This window comes from Flavobacterium pygoscelis, from assembly GCF_023162025.1.
In the GTDB taxonomy this organism is placed as follows: Bacteria; Bacteroidota; Bacteroidia; order Flavobacteriales; family Flavobacteriaceae; genus Flavobacterium; species Flavobacterium pygoscelis.
Genome location: NZ_JALNUB010000003.1, coordinates 449849 through 465744 on the forward strand (window position 1 = coordinate 449849; position 15896 = coordinate 465744).

Here is a 15896-nt window from a genome sequence, read left to right on the forward strand (position 1 = left end):
TGATTAAGTAAACTCGTTAATTAATCTTTTCCCAATTTACACCTTTTAAAGTTGCCTAGAAAATAAATAACATAACTATAACATCAACTGAGAACTGCAATATCAATATAATCCACTCTTTTTAAGATTAGTTTTTTTTTATAAATCGCTATCTTTGTAAAACATAAAAATCAAAGCCAATTAATAGAATTAATTACACATAAAAATGAACATCTTAACGAAATACTTTTCAACTAAACACAATACTGCTCCTTTTTCCCAAATAAAAAATGAAGATTATTTACCCGCTATTCAAGAAGGAATCTCTTTAGCGAAAGCTGAAATTGAGGCTATCGTAAATAATCCTGAAGTACCGACTTTCGAAAACACGATTGAAGCAATGGATTATGCAGGTGATATTCTAGACAGAGCTTCTAGTATATTCTTTAACTTAAATTCAGCAGAAACGAATGACGAAATGCAAAAAATCGCCCAAGAAGTTTCGCCATTGTTATCTGAGTTTGGAAATGACATTACTTTAAATCCAGCCTTATTTGCCAAAGTAAAATCAGTTTATGATTCAAAAGATTCATTCAAACTTACGCCTGAACAAAGTACTCTTTTAGATAAAAAATACAAAAGCTTTTCTAGAAATGGTGCTAATTTGCCAGAGGATAAGAAAAATACTTTACGCGAAATCGACAAGGAATTATCGAAACTAAGTTTGCAATTTGGCGAAAATATTTTGGCTGAAACCAATGCTTTCGAAATGCATCTAACAGATGAAAAAGATTTAGCCGGATTGCCAGAAGGCACTATAGAAGCGGCTCGCTCTTTGGCGAAAGCACAAGATAAAGAAGGTTGGATTTTTACTCTTGACCATCCAAGTTATGTTCCGTATATGACTTATGCGGATAATCGAGAATTGCGTAAAAAACTAGCAATTGCTTTTGGCGCACGAGGATTTCAAAATAACGAATTTGACAATCAAGCAATCGTTTTGAAAATCGCCAAATTACGTTTTGAAAGAGCACAATTATTAGGATATGCTACGCATGCACATTTTGTTTTAGAAGAAAGAATGGCACAAAGTCCTGAAAAAGTACTTTCCTTCTCGAATGATTTATTATCAAAAGCAAAACCGGCAGCTTTAAAAGAATTTGAACAATTATCGGCTTTTGCCAAAGAATTAGACGGAATTGAGCAACTAGAAAAATGGGATGGCGGTTATTATGCTGAAAAATTAAAACAGCAACTTTTTAATTTAGACGATGAAAAATTAAAACCTTATTTTCAGTTAGAAAAAGTATTAAACGGAGCTTTTACAATTGCTGAAAAATTATACGGATTGACTTTTACGGAAGTATTTTACATTGACAAATACCATCCTGAAGTAATGACTTATGAAGTCACAGACGAAAAAAAGGATTTAGTAGCTGTTTTTTATGCTGATTTTTTTCCAAGAAAAGGGAAACGTAACGGTGCTTGGATGACTTCATTCAAATCGCAATATGTAAAAAATGGGCAAAATGAAAGACCGCACATTTCAAATGTTTGTAATTTCACTAAACCGACGGAAACTAAACCATCACTTTTAACCTTTAATGAAGTAACGACTTTATTTCATGAATTCGGACATGGATTACATGGCATGTTAGCCAACACGATTTATCCAAGTTTATCAGGAACTTCAGTTTATTGGGACTTTGTAGAATTGCCAAGCCAAGTAATGGAAAACTGGTGTTACGAGCCTGAAGCTTTGGCTTTGTTTGCAACACATTATGAAACTGGCGAAGTGATTCCACAAGAATATGTAAACAAGATTAAAGAAAGTGCCAGTTTCCAAGAAGGATTAGCTACGATGCGTCAGTTGAGTTTTGGATTATTAGATATGGGTTGGCATGGTCAAGATCCTTCTTCTATTACTGATGTCAAATCTTTTGAAACGGAACAATTTGCAGCAACGCAATTGTATCCTGAAGTAGCAGAGAATGCGATGAGTACTGCTTTTTCGCACATTTTTCAAGGCGGTTATTCTTCTGGCTATTATAGCTATAAATGGGCTGAAGTACTAGATGCTGACGCTTTTGAATATTTTCAAGAAAAAGGAATTTTCAATAAAGAAGTAGCCACTAAATTTAAAGAAAATGTACTTTCTAAAGGCGGAACAGAACCACCAATGGAATTATACAAACGATTTAGAGGACAAGAACCAAAACCTGATGCTTTATTGAAACGCGCAGGATTACTCTAGATTTCAAATCATATAAAACCGAGGTAGCACTACTTCGGTTTTATTTTTAATATAAAGTTTCATTTATTTTTGAAAGTTTAAAAACTTTTATATACATTTGTACTATGGAATTCAAAGAAGCAAAAAATAAATTTGTACAAACCTGGGGAGCATTAGGTTCGCAATGGGGAATTAACAAAACCATGGCTCAGATTCATGCACTATTAATGGTGTCAAGTGAAGCGGTTTCTATGGAAGATGTAATGGAAGAATTGCAAATTTCTAGAGGAAATGCCAGTATGAATTTGAGAGCTCTAATGGATTGGGGAATTGTGTATAAAGAATACAAAGCAGGAGAAAGAAGAGAGTTTTTTACTGCCGAAAAAGATTTAGACGAATTAGCCGTTAAAATTGCAAGAGAAAGAAGCAAAAGAGAAATTAAGCCTGCGCTTAAAATCTTAAAGGAAGTTTCCTCTATAAAAGCTTCTGATTCTATAGAAGAAAAACACTTTATAGATCAAACAACAAAACTATATGACTTTGTATTAAAAGCAGATAATGTGCTTGATAAAATCACAGAATACAAAGACAATTGGCTTACTAAATTAGTCGTCAAATTTATGAAATAGAAAAAAAATTTAATAAAATGTTTCAATATTTTCTGAAACTTTAAAAATAAATATAATCATGAAAAACTTAAACTATCTTAATTACTTTTTTGTAGGAACGCCAATACTACTAATCCTAACAGGAACTTTATTTGCAAAAAGTTTAGGAGCATTAATCGGATTTGGTATATTATTTTTAATCCTTACCGGAGTATTCCAAATCATTACTGGAATTTCATTGCTACTTGATCAACCGAAAGATAAATTGCTACAAGTATATATTTCCTTAGTAGTACTGTTCTTTTTGACATTTACTTTTAACTTGAATATTCTAAAAAGCGATATCCTCTACTTTATTTTAATTCCTGTGCCACCAATCCTTGCTATTTATTTTTCAGTACTAATTTATACAAAACAACAATCATGAGTTTCTTAAGTGCAAAATGGGAAAATTTAGCTTTAATCAATTATGAAATTGATGCTGCAATACTAGAAAAATACGTTCCATTAGGAACAGAATTAGATTTTCATAACGGAAAATGTTACGCTAGTTTGGTTGCTTTTATTTTTAAAGAAACCAAAGTATTAGGGATTAAATTTCCTTTCCACATTAATTTTGAAGAAGTCAATCTTCGGTTTTATGTAAAACGTTTTGAAAATGGAAACTGGAAACGTGGCGTGGTTTTTATAAAAGAAATTGTTCCAAAAAAAGCAATCACAATCATAGCAAATACTTTGTATCATGAACATTATGAAACTCAGCAAATGAGACATTGCAATACTGAAAATGAATTTAGTAAAACCTTTAGCTATGAATGGTTAGTAGATAAAAAATGGAATACAATTCAATTACAAACTGACAAAGAATACAAAGCAATTGAAATCGACTCAGAAGCTGAATTTATAACGGAACATTATTTTGGTTACACGAAATATAACGACCAAAAAACTTTTGAATATGAAGTTAGACATCCCAGATGGGAACAATTAGAAGTTAAAAATTTAGAGCTTGATGTTGACTTTACCAGGAATTACGGAACTGACTTTTCCGTTTTACAAAATGCAAAACCATCTTCTGTATTTTTAGCAAAAGGATCTGCTGTGACTGTCGAAAACAAAAAAACCATAACTCATGAAAACGCTAGAAAACCAAACCTTACTCTATGATATTGATTGCCCTTTGTGTCAAGTGTACACGAGTGCTTTCATCAAAGTAGAGATGCTAGACCAAAACGGTCGCAAATCTTATAATCAAATGAGCGAGGAAGAGCAAGTTTTTGTAGATATAAAACGAGCGTCAAACGAAATAGCATTAATTGACAATAAAAATAAAACTGTAATTTACGGAATCGATAGTTTGCTAAAAGTGATTGGATTTTCTTTTCCTTGGATCGAAAAAATTGGAAACATAAAACCCTTTAAATACCTTTTAAAAAAACTTTATTCTTTTATATCCTATAATCGCAAGGTCATTATTCCCAGTAAAAAAAAAGAAAAACAACCATTACAATGCGTACCAGACTTCAATTATAAATACCGATTTTTATTTATTGGTTTCGCAACGCTAGTTACAACAATTGTTTTATATAATTATTCTGCTCTCTTTACGAGTTTACCAAAAGCAAATATATTTAGAGAATTGCTGATTGCTTTAGGACAACTATTTTTTCAAAGTATATTTATCTTGAAGTTAAAAAAAGAAACAATTGTAAATTATGCCGGCAATTTAATGACTGTTACCTTAATGGGTTCCCTATTACTGTTGCCTGCATTATTAGTACAAAGTATTTATAATATGCCACAAACAGTGCTTTTAATCTGGTTTTCACTCACAGCTTTGATCATGTTTATGGAGCATTTTAGAAGAATTAAAATACTACAACTTCCAACTTATCTATGTGTAACATGGGTTATTTATAGAATTATCATTTTATTACTAATTTTGAATTTTTAAAAATCATGAATAAACTTATCATAGCAGCAGGAACTGGTTTTTTAGGCCAAAGCTTAATCAATCACTTTAAAAATAAATTTGAAGAGATCGTTATTTTAACTAGAGGAAAATCCAGAAATAGTGACGGAATAAAATATGTTAATTGGGATGCAAAAACATTTTCAGGTTGGGAAACCGAATTAGAAAACACAACTGTTATAATTAATCTTGCCGGAAAATCTGTGGATTGTCGCTATACAAAAGAAAATCAGAGAGAAATTCTGTTATCCCGAATCGAAAGCACTAAAATTTTGAATCAAGCTGTTTTAGATTGTAAAAATCCACCTAAACATTGGCTGAATTCATCAACCTCAACCATTTATCGTTTTTCTTTAGATAAACAAATGGATGAAGTAGATGGCGAAATAGGAAATGATTTCTCTATGAACGTAGCGCAATCGTGGGAAAAAGCATTTTTTAAATCGGAAACGCCAAAAACTCTTAAAACTGCTTTACGAACTTCTATCGTTTTAGGAAAAAATGGAGGTGCTTTACGGCCTATAAAAATGTTAGCAAAAATTGGTTTTGGAGGAAAACAAGGAAAAGGAAATCAGTTTATCAGTTGGATACACGAAATAGATTTTGCGAGAGCGATTGATTTTATAGTTGAGAAAGAAATGATTGGTGTTGTGAATATTGTTTCGCCAAAACCCATCGCCAATAAAGATTTTATGTCAGTACTACGCAAAGTTATTGGTGCTCCTTTTGGGATTCCAATAAGTGAATCATTATTAAAACTTGGCGCAGTATTTATCAGAACCGAATCAGAATTAGTGTTAAAGAGTAGAAATGTGATTCCAAAACGATTGCAAGAAAATGGATTCCAATTTGAATTTGACACATTAGAAAAAGCATTAAAAGATTTAGTTTAGATGACCAAAATATTTTTAAAAACCGAAATAAACGGATTAAAGTCAATTGTTTTTGATCTGTCAAGAAACATTGATGTTCATAAAAAATCTGTAAGGCTAACAAATGAAACTACCATTGATGGTGTACAATCAGGTTTGATAAATTATAAAGAAACCGTAACTTGGAGAGGCAAACATTTCGGATTTTATTTAACTCATAAAAGCAGAATAACTCAAATGAAACTTTACGACTATTTTGTGGATGAAATGGAAGAAGGAAAATTCAAATCCTTTAAACACGAACACCTATTTAAAGAAAAAAACGGAGTAACGTTAATGGAAGATATAATTACTTATGAAGTTCCTTATGGTTTTTTTGGTAAAATATTTGATTTTTTGTTTTTGAAGAAGCATTTAATAAACCTTATTGAGGAAAGAAATAAGGTTTTGAAAGAAATAACAGAGCATCTGTAAATAGAAATATTGTTGAGTTTTAATCAATGATTAATTTTGAATTGCTTATGCTTAACTGTCTAAATAAAAACAACCATTAACCACCAAAAAATTGGAACAGCTTCGACCCAAAAAGAAGTGTAATACTTAGACTTTTTGTGACTCGCAAATAGCAAAAAAAGAGAAAGCAAAACCACTAAAACAAAATTTACAACTAATTGCTTTTGATCAAAGTTACTTTTAAATAATTCTAAAAAATAAAACACAACCATTAAAATCCATCCTAAAATTTTAGTTTTTTTGACCCCAATTTGCTGCGGAACTGTTTGCAAATGTGGATCATCTTTGGCAAGATCAAGAATTTCAAAAACCAAAATTAAAACAAAAATCAAGATAAATCTTTGTATGCATTTAAGAAAAAAATCAGCTGTAATATCTATTTCCGCATTTACTATTGGCAATGCAAGTGTTACTCCTACCCAACACAGTGACACAATATAAATTTTGACGCCAGCCCAATTTCGAGCATTTTTACGATTTGGAAAAAAAGGAAGCGTGTACAATAAAGTGACACTTAAAAAAGTAATGGCTATAATTTGAGTAATTCTTTGCAGTTGAAAAAAATAATACGCAACAAACACAAGCGAAATAATACTGAGTAAAATAATCATTTTAAGTTCTTTGCGTATATTATTTTTCTTGCTCCGAGCCAATGCATCATATTTTACAAAATTATAACCTACCACAGTCCCAAAAAAAGCAAAGTTTGCAACTGGCTCTTCGTAAGGTATGTGGAACATGTGTTGGGTCATTTTTACTAGTGCATAACACGATAAAGCCACGTGAATACTACTATTAATATAAAAATCTAATACAAGTTTAAAAATCTTCATTAGACAAAATTAATCAAAGTGTTAATAAGAACGTGTTTTAGTTGAAAAATTCACAGAAAATCAACTCAAAAAAGACAAATTATCGCATATTAATATTTAATTTTACCGCTTGTAAAAACAAGAAACACACAACCCATTTTATATATAATGAAAACAGACGCTTTTGCATTAAGACACATCGGTCCAAGAGACAATGATTTAGAACACATGCTTAAAACAATTGGAGCAGAATCGCTAGATCAATTGATCCAGGAAACTATTCCAAGTGATATCCGTTTAAAATCTGATCTAGACCTTGAACCTGCTATGACCGAATATGAGTTTGCAAATCATATCACTCAATTAGGGAATAAAAATAAAATGTTCCAATCGTATATCGGTTTAGGATACAACGCCGCTATTATCCCTGCTGTTATTCAACGAAATGTTTTTGAAAATCCAGGATGGTACACGGCTTACACACCATATCAAGCAGAAATTGCGCAAGGTCGTTTAGAAGCAATTCTAAATTTCCAAACAATGGTTATCGAATTAACAGGAATGGAAATTGCTAATGCTTCTCTTCTTGATGAAGCAACTGCAGCAGCTGAAGCAATGGCATTATTATTTGATGTGCGAACTCGCGATCAAAAGAAAGCCAACGTATGTAAGTTCTTCGTTTCTGATGCTATTCTACCACAAACATTATCTGTTTTGCAAACCCGTTCTACTCCTATTGGTGTAGAATTAGTTGTTGGAGATCACCAAAAATTTGATTTTTCTTCAGAATTTTTTGGAGCAATTCTACAATATCCAGGAAAATTTGGCCAAGTATACGACTATGCAGATTTCATCGCTAAAGCGGCCGAAAACGAAATTAAAGTAGCCGTTGCAGCTGATATTTTAAGTTTAGCTAAATTAACTCCTCCTGGCGAAATTGGAGCAGCAGTTGTTTTAGGAACTACACAACGTTTCGGAATTCCGTTAGGATACGGAGGACCACACGCAGCTTACTTTGCTACTAAAGATGAATACAAACGAAGCATGCCCGGAAGAATCATTGGTGTAACTATTGATACCAACGGAAATCGTGCCCTTCGTATGGCACTACAAACACGTGAACAACACATCAAACGTGATAAAGCGACTTCAAATATTTGTACGGCCCAGGTTTTGTTATCTGTAATGGCAGGAATGTATGCAGTCTACCACGGTCCAAAAGGATTAAAATATATTGCTAGTAAAGTACATGCTTCTGCAGTGACATTGGCAAACACATTAGAAAAAATAGGTTTTGAGCAAACAAACACAGCCTTCTTTGATACAATTGTAGTAAAAGCTGATGTTCAAAAAGTAAAAGAAATTGCAGTTCAAAACGAAGTAAACTTTTATTATATTGATGAAAACACGATTTCAATCTCATTGAATGAAACCACAAGTATCGCTGATTTAAATAAAATTGTTACTATTTTCGCTTCCGCAAAAGGGACTCAGGCAATAAAAATTGAAAGTTTATCTCAAACCAATCATTTTCCAGAAAGCATCGAAAGAACTTCAACGTTCTTAGAGCATGATGTTTTTACAAAACACCATTCTGAAACCGCTTTAATGCGTTACATCAAAATGTTAGAGCGTAAAGATTTAGCATTGAATCATTCTATGATTTCTTTGGGATCTTGTACTATGAAATTGAATGCTGCTTCAGAAATGTTACCTTTAAGTAATGCACGATGGAACAACATTCACCCATTTGCACCATTAGATCAAGCCCAAGGATACCAAGAAATGCTTGCTAAATTAGAGCAACAATTAAATGTAATTACAGGTTTTGCTGGAACTACATTACAACCTAATTCTGGTGCTCAAGGAGAATATGCAGGACTTATGGTTATCCGTGCGTATCACCAATCAAGAGGAGATCACCACAGAAATATTGCTTTGATTCCATCATCAGCTCACGGAACTAATCCAGCTTCGGCAGCGATGGCAGGAATGAAAGTAGTGGTTACAAAAACATTAGAAAACGGGAATATCGACGTGGAAGATTTACGTGCAAAAGCAATTTTACACAAAGACAATCTTTCTTGTTTGATGGTTACTTACCCATCTACTCATGGAGTTTTTGAAAGTGCTATTAAAGAAATCACCCAATTAATTCACGATAATGGTGGTCAAGTATACATGGATGGTGCAAATATGAATGCGCAAGTGGGATTAACCAATCCAGCAACAATTGGCGCAGACGTATGTCACTTAAACTTACACAAAACATTTGCTATTCCTCACGGTGGCGGAGGTCCAGGTGTTGGTCCAATATGCGTTGCTCCACAATTAGTGCCGTTTTTACCTACAAATCCAGTAATACCAACTGGTGGCGAAAATGCAATTACAGCTATTTCGGCTGCACCTTGGGGTTCAGCATTAGTTTGTTTGATTTCTTACGGATATATCTGTATGTTGGGCGCTGAAGGTTTGAAACAATCAACAGAATATGCAATCTTAAACGCTAACTATATTAAGGAGAAATTAAACGGTCATTATGACACTTTATACTCTGGTGAAATGGGTCGTGCCGCACATGAGATGATTTTAGAATGTCGTCCGTTTAAAGAAAAAGGAATTGAAGTAACAGATATAGCAAAACGATTGATGGATTACGGTTTCCACGCTCCAACTGTTTCGTTCCCTGTTGCAGGAACTTTAATGATCGAACCTACAGAAAGTGAAAACTTAGAAGAATTAGATCGTTTTTGTGACGCAATGATCGCTATCAGAAAAGAAATTGAAGAAGCTACACTAGACAATCCCAATAATGTGTTGAAAAATTCTCCACATACTTTAGCAATGGTAACGACTGATAATTGGAATTTTCCATACAGTCGTGAAGCAGCAGCATTTCCACTAGATTATATTGCTGAAAATAAATTCTGGCCTACTGTTCGTAGAGTTGATGAAGCTTATGGCGATAGAAATTTAAACTGTTCATGCGCTCCAATTGAAGCCTACATGGAAAGCTAAAATAAATCATAAAATGTCTCGAGAAATCGGGACATTTTTTTTTACAATTAATTCAAATACTAATTTAAAAAAAACAGTTATTTGAAGAAATTTGAATCTTTAAATATTTAAAAAAATAGCAAAAATTAAACTCGAATTGTTTTTTTGGACTTAAAACAATTACCCTAATAAAATCACACTATTATTAGTAATTTATAACAAAATATTTAATATTTTAGCTTAAAACTTACAATTTAATAATTATATGCACGCATAGTAAATATTGTGATAGTAATAATTTTTTTATGTTTAAATTAGCATAAATTTTGGAAATAAAAGCAATGAAAATAAAAATAACCGGAATAGGAAGTTACATCCCTGAGAAAAAAATTAGTAATGCAGATTTTAGTAATCATGTGTTTTTAAACGAAGACGGAACTGCATTTGGCTATCCTAATGACGTTGTAATTAATAAATTCAAAGGAATTACCGGAATAGAGAAAAGACGTTACGCGGAGGACCATTACAGCTCTTCTGATTTAGCCTTTTTCGCTTCTCAAAAAGCAATTGAAAATGCAAAAATAGATCCAGAAACGATTGATTATATCATATTTGCACACAATTTTGGTGATGTAAAAAAAGGAGCTATTCAATCTGATATGATCCCTAGTTTAGCAACACGAGTTAAACATAAACTACAAATAAAGAATCCGAAATGTGTGGCTTACGATATTCTTTTTGGATGTCCAGGATGGATTGAAGGTGTACTTCAAGCTAATGCATTTATAAAATCTGGTATGGCTAAACGTTGTTTAGTAATAGGTTCTGAAACATTATCAAGAGTTGTTGATGATCATGATAGAGATTCTATGATTTATTCGGATGGTGCGGGAGCATCAATAATCGAAGCTTCAGATGATGAATCAGGACTACTTTCTTATGAAAGCGGAACTTACGCAATGGATGAAGCAAATTTTTTATATTTTGGAAAATCCTACAATCCAGAATTAGATCCCGACACGAGATACATAAAAATGCACGGTCGTAAAATTTACGAGTTTGCCTTAAATACTGTTCCAGCGGCAATGAAAAATTGTTTAGAAAAAAGTGGATTAGGTATTGATGACGTCAAAAAAATTCTGATTCACCAAGCTAATGAAAAGATGGACGAAGCAATCATTCATCGTTTTTATAAGTTACATGGCAAACCAGTTCCTAAGGACATAATGCCAATGAGTATTCATGAATTAGGAAACAGCAGCGTTGCTACAGTACCTACACTTTTCGATTTATTAATTAGAAACGAAATAAAAGATCAAACTATAAGCAAAGGAGACATTCTTTTATTTGCATCGGTTGGAGCAGGAATGAATGTAAATGCTTTTATATATAGATATTAATAAAAAATATAGTTGCATATTATATTAAATTAGCACCAAAAAATAGTTGAATAATTTGCTAGTTACCGATTTTCAAAAATAGCTATTATTACAATTCCTCAATAAAACTTGTTTTTCTAGAGTGCAAGAAAGCATCTTTTTATCGCTTTCTTGCATTCACAAACAAGCCCTCTTAAAATTTGATGATTTTATCCCGAAGTATTGGGAGTAACTGAGTTAAAAAAACAAGAGTCAAAAACACTTTTATTAGTATATTTGCACCCTGGTTCTCGAATCTTCGGGAAGGCGCAAAATAAAAAGAACATGTACGAAAAAACGTTTCCTAATAAAAGATTCAAACACACTTTAGAATTTCTAAATAAACATATCAATAATTCAGCTACCATTTTAGATTTAGGTGTTGAAAATCCTTTTTCAAAAATAATGAAAGAAGATGGTTTTACCGTAAAAAACACAAGCGGTGAAGATCTAGATAATAATCAAAATGTTTTTCATTTAGAAAAAACAGATGTAGTAACTGCATTTGAAATTTTCGAACATTTATTAAATCCCTACACCATCTTAAACCAGATAAAATCAGACAAACTTTTTATTTCTATTCCGCTTCGTTTATGGTTTTCTCCTGCTTACAGAAGCAAAACTGATATGTGGGACAGACATTATCATGAATTTGAGGATTGGCAGCTGGATTGGCTCCTAGAAAAAACTGGATGGAAAATAATAGACAGTGAAAAGTGGACTAACCCAGTCAAAAAATTTGGAATTCGTCCACTATTAAGAAAATTTACTCCTAGATATTATATCGTTTATGCTGAGAGAATTAAGCCCGCAGAATAATGATTTTTTATTTGAGTTTTTAGATCAGTTTTGAAAGAACTTAAAAACTACAATTAAAATCTAAAATTTATCAAATGAACTATTACATCGTTATACCTGCTCATAATGAAGAGGAATTTATTGCACTAACATTAGAGTCTTTAATTACTCAAACACTTTTGCCAAAAAAAATAGTAATCGTCAATGACAACTCTACTGATAAAACAGCCGAAATTGTTATAGCTTTCGCCAAAGAAAATCCATTTATTTCATTGCTAGAAAAGAAATCAAGTGCTATTCATTTACCAGGAAGCAAAGTCATTCAGGCTTTTCAAGCAGGCTTTGAAACTTTAGACGATAATTATGATGTAATTGTAAAAGTAGATGCTGACTTAATTTTTCCAAATAATTATTTTGAAACGATTGACAAACATTTCAAATCAGATCCTACCATTGGAATGGTTGGTGGTTTTTGTTATATTGAGAAAAATGGCGATTGGATTTTAGAAAATCTCACAGATAAAGATCACATTCGCGGAGCTTTAAAAGCCTATAGAAAAGAAGTTTTTAAGCAAATTGGCGGCCTAAAACCACAAATGGGCTGGGATACTGTTGATGAATTGTTATGCAAATTTTACAATTGGAAAGTAGTTACCGATTCTTCCTTACATGTTAAGCACTTAAAACCAACTGGTGCTAATTATAATAAAATAGCTCGCTACAAACAAGGAGAAGCATTTTACACTTTAGGTTACGGTTTTATAATTACAGGAATCGCAGCTGCAAAACTGGCGATGATGAAGAAAAAACCATTATTATTTTTAGATTATATCAAAGGATTTTGGAAAGCAAAATTAGCCAAAACACCCTTAATGGTTACCGAAGAACAAGCAAAATTCATTCGTAATTACCGATTAAAAAAAATGAAAGAGAAGCTTTTCTAGTGAAAACTAACCGCTCTTAACCAATTACTCATAACTATTTTTGTAATTTAGCCCATATTCACAAAACTATGATGCTCATTCGATATATATCACAAATAGGAAGGTACTTCCTGATGCTTAAAGAAATTTTTAACAAACAAACCAAATGGTCCGTTATGAAGAGTTTAATCTTCAAAGAAATTGACGACTTGATAATTGGATCTCTTGGTATTGTAGCTTTCATTTCCTTCTTTGTAGGAGGAGTAGTTGCCATCCAAACAGCACTAAATTTAACTAATCCGTTAATTCCCAAATATCTTATTGGTTTTGCCACAAGGCAATCCGTAATATTAGAGTTTGCACCCACCTTTATTTCTGTAATTATGGCAGGAAAAATGGGTTCTTTTATCACTTCTAGTATAGGAACTATGCGTGTTACAGAACAAATTGATGCGTTAGAGGTTATGGGAGTTAATGCTTTAAATTACCTTGTTTTCCCTAAAATAATTGCATTATTACTCTATCCATTTCTAATTGGTATAGCTATGTTTCTGGGTATTCTTGGTGGATGGATGGCTGGTGTATATGGAGGTTTTATCTCAAGCCAGGAATTCATTAATGGAACACAAATGGATTTCATTCCTTTTCATGTGATCTATGCCTTTATAAAAACATTAATTTTCGCGATGTTATTAGCAACAATTCCTTCTTTTCATGGTTACTACATGAAAGGTGGTGCACTTGAGGTAGGTAAAGCGAGTACGGTTTCTTTTGTTTGGACATCAGTTTCAATCATACTTTTCAATTATATATTAACACAACTGTTGCTAGGATCATGATAGAAGTAAAAAACATAGAAAAATCATTTGGTGAAAATAAAATCCTTAAAGGTATTTCTACAGTTTTTGAAACTGGGAAAACCAATTTAATTATAGGACAAAGTGGGTCAGGGAAAACTGTATTGCTAAAAAGTCTTTTAGGAATTCACACTCCTGAGTCAGGAACAATTGAATTTGATGGGAGAATCTATTCTGAATTAGGTGCCGATGAAAAGAGAGATCTTAGAACTGAAATAGGAATGGTTTTTCAGGGAAGTGCCTTGTTTGACTCAATGACTGTTGCCGAAAATGTGGGCTTCCCGTTAAGAATGTTTACCAAAGATAATAAAGCTAAAATAAAAGAGCGTGTTGACTTTGTATTAGAAAGAGTCGCATTAAAAGATGCTCATCATAAATTACCCTCTGAAATATCAGGTGGAATGCAAAAAAGAGTTGCAATCGCTCGTGCTATTGTGAACCGTCCAAAATACCTGTTTTGTGATGAACCCAACTCCGGTCTTGACCCAAATACATCAACATTAATTGACAATTTAATCAAAGAAATTACCGAAGAATACGACATAACAACCGTGATTAATACTCATGATATGAATTCTGTTATGGAGATTGGAGATAATATTTTATTCCTGAAAGACGGCCTTAAAGCTTGGCAAGGAACAAAAGAAGAAATTTTCAAGACAGATAACGAAGCTGTAGTTGCCTTTGTCTATTCATCTAATCTATTTAGAAAAGTAAGGGAAGCGTATTTAAAAGGATAAAAAAATAAAAATTAATTTAGTTTTCAATTTTATAATTCCAGTTTTTACTGCTGTGTTTTTTTCCTATTAAAGGCACAATGATGAATACAGAACCATAAATAAGAGGAACAGTTCCTACAGATGCGAGATAACTACCCGAATTCAATAAAATAGTACCAACTATAGCTAAAACACTACCGTTTGCTACAGAAATAGGTGTTAATATAGTAGAGAAGTTTGAAGCTCTTCTAATTTTTATGATAGAATCAAGATTTATTTCAACTTCTTTTATAATTATAGTGTCTTGGTTTAGGATCGTAAAATGTCCAGCAATTTTTTTACCATTGTTGAGTGTTATTTTTATTCTTCTATTCTCGGGTAGATAGGTTTGTCTATTTCCTTTTTTTGACATTAAATAAATCCCACGTTGTTGCGAATAACTAAAGCAAAACGTGACTAGTAAAAAAAGAATCATTAAATATTTTTTCATCTTGAGAGGCTGCAAATTCATGTAAGGCAAATATAATGAATTTAAATACTTAGAAATTTTTCTTACAAATAAAACTCTGTAATCATTTACTTTTAAAAGAGCCTAATTGGTTTTCAGCAATTCCACTTCTGCGTTAGGATTAAATAAATACATTTTCCCAGAACTAATTTCTAAACATTCAAAACGTTTAGTTCGAACTGCTATTTTCTTAAAAACTTTTCCATTCTGTATTCTAAAAACACTGCCATAAGGGAGCTCAAAAACGTAGTTCATATCATTTTGTTGGTCAAATTGTTTTAATGCTAATGCCAAAGTTGCATCAGTATCACTACTTGCAGTTGGATTTTTAAAATGTCTTGCCAATAAAGGCAATAAATGATTTGGAAAAATCTCTGGCCTAATATAAGGAATCATTAATCGTTGGAAAGAATATTTCCATTCTGCACCATGTGGTTTTATGTTTCGTCCAAATTTTTCAAAAGCCACTAGATGTGAAATTTCATGAATCAGTGTAATTAAAAATTTATATTTATTTAAATTAGAATTGACTGTTATTTCATGCTTGCCATTCAATCCTTTTCGGTAATCACCATGACGTGTCTGTCGCTCATTGACGATCTTAAGATGTACTTGATTGGCGACAATTAACTCAAAAACTGGTTTTACAGCATGCTCGGGAAGATATCTTGCTAGTGTTTCACTCAA

The 15896-nt window shown here is 32.3% G+C and carries 16 protein-coding genes; 13 read left to right on the forward strand and 3 right to left on the reverse strand.

The window, feature by feature from the left end:
- Nucleotides 1-205 precede the first annotated feature (205 nt).
- From MW871_RS06530 to MW871_RS06560, 7 genes are all read left to right on the forward strand, one after another.
- Nucleotides 206-2233 carry a M3 family metallopeptidase gene (locus tag MW871_RS06530; protein WP_248428000.1) on the forward strand — a complete coding sequence of 676 codons (2028 nt, stop codon included), beginning with the start codon at nucleotides 206-208 and terminating at the stop codon, nucleotides 2231-2233.
- 104 nt (nucleotides 2234-2337) lie between these two features.
- The gene (locus tag MW871_RS06535) at nucleotides 2338-2841 is read left to right on the forward strand and encodes a GbsR/MarR family transcriptional regulator (protein ID WP_188049933.1); all 504 of its coding nucleotides are present in this window, start codon (nucleotides 2338-2340) and stop codon (nucleotides 2839-2841) included.
- Nucleotides 2842-2899: 58 nt separating this feature from the next.
- Nucleotides 2900-3247, forward strand: coding sequence for a hypothetical protein (locus MW871_RS06540; protein ID WP_248428001.1), 348 nt, complete (start codon nucleotides 2900-2902; stop codon nucleotides 3245-3247).
- Entirely contained in the window at nucleotides 3244-3987 is a 744-nt protein-coding gene (locus tag MW871_RS06545) for a YqjF family protein (RefSeq protein ID WP_248428002.1), read from the forward strand. Before MW871_RS06540 ends, MW871_RS06545 begins: the two co-directional genes overlap by 4 nt.
- On the forward strand, nucleotides 3953-4774 hold the full coding sequence (locus MW871_RS06550; protein WP_248428003.1) for a DUF393 domain-containing protein: 822 nt from the start codon (nucleotides 3953-3955) through the stop codon (nucleotides 4772-4774). Before MW871_RS06545 ends, MW871_RS06550 begins: the two co-directional genes overlap by 35 nt.
- Nucleotides 4775-4779: 5 nt before the next feature.
- Complete coding sequence (locus tag MW871_RS06555; RefSeq protein ID WP_248428004.1) at nucleotides 4780-5685, forward strand: TIGR01777 family oxidoreductase; 906 nt, start codon at nucleotides 4780-4782, stop codon at nucleotides 5683-5685.
- Entirely contained in the window at nucleotides 5686-6138 is a 453-nt protein-coding gene (locus MW871_RS06560) for an SRPBCC family protein (protein ID WP_248428005.1), read from the forward strand.
- 59 nt (nucleotides 6139-6197) lie between these two features.
- Here the strand turns inward: MW871_RS06560 and MW871_RS06565 are convergent, their stop codons facing one another.
- On the reverse strand, nucleotides 6198-7010 hold the full coding sequence (locus MW871_RS06565) for a UbiA prenyltransferase family protein (protein ID WP_248428006.1): 813 nt from the start codon (nucleotides 7008-7010) through the stop codon (nucleotides 6198-6200).
- A 147-nt stretch (nucleotides 7011-7157) separates the two neighbouring features.
- Between MW871_RS06565 and gcvP the strand changes: the two genes are divergently transcribed.
- From gcvP to MW871_RS06595, 6 genes are all read left to right on the forward strand, one after another.
- A complete protein-coding gene (gene gcvP / locus MW871_RS06570; RefSeq protein WP_248428007.1) occupies nucleotides 7158-10007 on the forward strand; it encodes an aminomethyl-transferring glycine dehydrogenase in 2850 nt (949 codons plus the stop codon).
- Nucleotides 10008-10327: 320 nt separating this feature from the next.
- The gene (locus MW871_RS06575; RefSeq protein ID WP_248428008.1) at nucleotides 10328-11386 is read left to right on the forward strand and encodes a 3-oxoacyl-ACP synthase III family protein; all 1059 of its coding nucleotides are present in this window, start codon (nucleotides 10328-10330) and stop codon (nucleotides 11384-11386) included.
- 303 nt (nucleotides 11387-11689) lie between these two features.
- Nucleotides 11690-12223 carry a class I SAM-dependent methyltransferase gene (locus MW871_RS06580; RefSeq protein WP_248428009.1) on the forward strand — a complete coding sequence of 178 codons (534 nt, stop codon included), beginning with the start codon at nucleotides 11690-11692 and terminating at the stop codon, nucleotides 12221-12223.
- 74 nt (nucleotides 12224-12297) lie between these two features.
- Nucleotides 12298-13146 (forward strand): glycosyltransferase family 2 protein, encoded by an 849-nt coding sequence (locus MW871_RS06585; protein WP_248428010.1) that lies wholly within the window; start codon nucleotides 12298-12300, stop codon nucleotides 13144-13146.
- Nucleotides 13147-13214: 68 nt separating this feature from the next.
- Nucleotides 13215-13964 (forward strand): MlaE family ABC transporter permease, encoded by a 750-nt coding sequence (locus MW871_RS06590; protein ID WP_188049922.1) that lies wholly within the window; start codon nucleotides 13215-13217, stop codon nucleotides 13962-13964.
- A complete protein-coding gene (locus MW871_RS06595; RefSeq protein WP_188049921.1) occupies nucleotides 13961-14722 on the forward strand; it encodes an ABC transporter ATP-binding protein in 762 nt (253 codons plus the stop codon). The genes MW871_RS06590 and MW871_RS06595 overlap by 4 nt, the downstream gene beginning before the upstream one ends.
- Nucleotides 14723-14738: 16 nt before the next feature.
- Here MW871_RS06595 and MW871_RS06600 read toward each other — a convergent pair whose 3' ends face one another.
- Nucleotides 14739-15191: a hypothetical protein gene (locus MW871_RS06600; RefSeq protein ID WP_188049920.1), complete on the reverse strand. Its 453-nt coding sequence runs from the start codon at nucleotides 15189-15191 to the stop codon at nucleotides 14739-14741.
- A gap of 102 nt (nucleotides 15192-15293) precedes the next feature.
- On the reverse strand, nucleotides 15294-15896 hold the full coding sequence (locus MW871_RS06605) for a SprT-like domain-containing protein (RefSeq protein ID WP_188049919.1): 603 nt from the start codon (nucleotides 15894-15896) through the stop codon (nucleotides 15294-15296).

What these genes read in the sequence shown, in the direction of transcription:
- MW871_RS06530 (WP_248428000.1), top strand. Translation starts at nt 206, where the DNA reads ATGAACATCTTAACGAAATACTTTTCAACTAAACACAATACTGCTCCT.
- MW871_RS06535 (WP_188049933.1), top strand. Translation starts at nt 2,338, where the DNA reads ATGGAATTCAAAGAAGCAAAAAATAAATTTGTACAAACCTGGGGAGCA.
- MW871_RS06540 (WP_248428001.1), top strand. Translation starts at nt 2,900, where the DNA reads ATGAAAAACTTAAACTATCTTAATTACTTTTTTGTAGGAACGCCAATA.
- MW871_RS06545 (WP_248428002.1), top strand. Translation starts at nt 3,244, where the DNA reads ATGAGTTTCTTAAGTGCAAAATGGGAAAATTTAGCTTTAATCAATTAT.
- MW871_RS06550 (WP_248428003.1), top strand. Translation starts at nt 3,953, where the DNA reads ATGAAAACGCTAGAAAACCAAACCTTACTCTATGATATTGATTGCCCT.
- MW871_RS06555 (WP_248428004.1), top strand. Translation starts at nt 4,780, where the DNA reads ATGAATAAACTTATCATAGCAGCAGGAACTGGTTTTTTAGGCCAAAGC.
- MW871_RS06560 (WP_248428005.1), top strand. Translation starts at nt 5,686, where the DNA reads ATGACCAAAATATTTTTAAAAACCGAAATAAACGGATTAAAGTCAATT.
- MW871_RS06565 (WP_248428006.1), bottom strand. Translation starts at nt 7,010, where the DNA reads ATGAAGATTTTTAAACTTGTATTAGATTTTTATATTAATAGTAGTATT.
- gcvP (WP_248428007.1), top strand. Translation starts at nt 7,158, where the DNA reads ATGAAAACAGACGCTTTTGCATTAAGACACATCGGTCCAAGAGACAAT.
- MW871_RS06575 (WP_248428008.1), top strand. Translation starts at nt 10,328, where the DNA reads ATGAAAATAAAAATAACCGGAATAGGAAGTTACATCCCTGAGAAAAAA.
- MW871_RS06580 (WP_248428009.1), top strand. Translation starts at nt 11,690, where the DNA reads ATGTACGAAAAAACGTTTCCTAATAAAAGATTCAAACACACTTTAGAA.
- MW871_RS06585 (WP_248428010.1), top strand. Translation starts at nt 12,298, where the DNA reads ATGAACTATTACATCGTTATACCTGCTCATAATGAAGAGGAATTTATT.
- MW871_RS06590 (WP_188049922.1), top strand. Translation starts at nt 13,215, where the DNA reads ATGATGCTCATTCGATATATATCACAAATAGGAAGGTACTTCCTGATG.
- MW871_RS06595 (WP_188049921.1), top strand. Translation starts at nt 13,961, where the DNA reads ATGATAGAAGTAAAAAACATAGAAAAATCATTTGGTGAAAATAAAATC.
- MW871_RS06600 (WP_188049920.1), bottom strand. Translation starts at nt 15,191, where the DNA reads ATGAAAAAATATTTAATGATTCTTTTTTTACTAGTCACGTTTTGCTTT.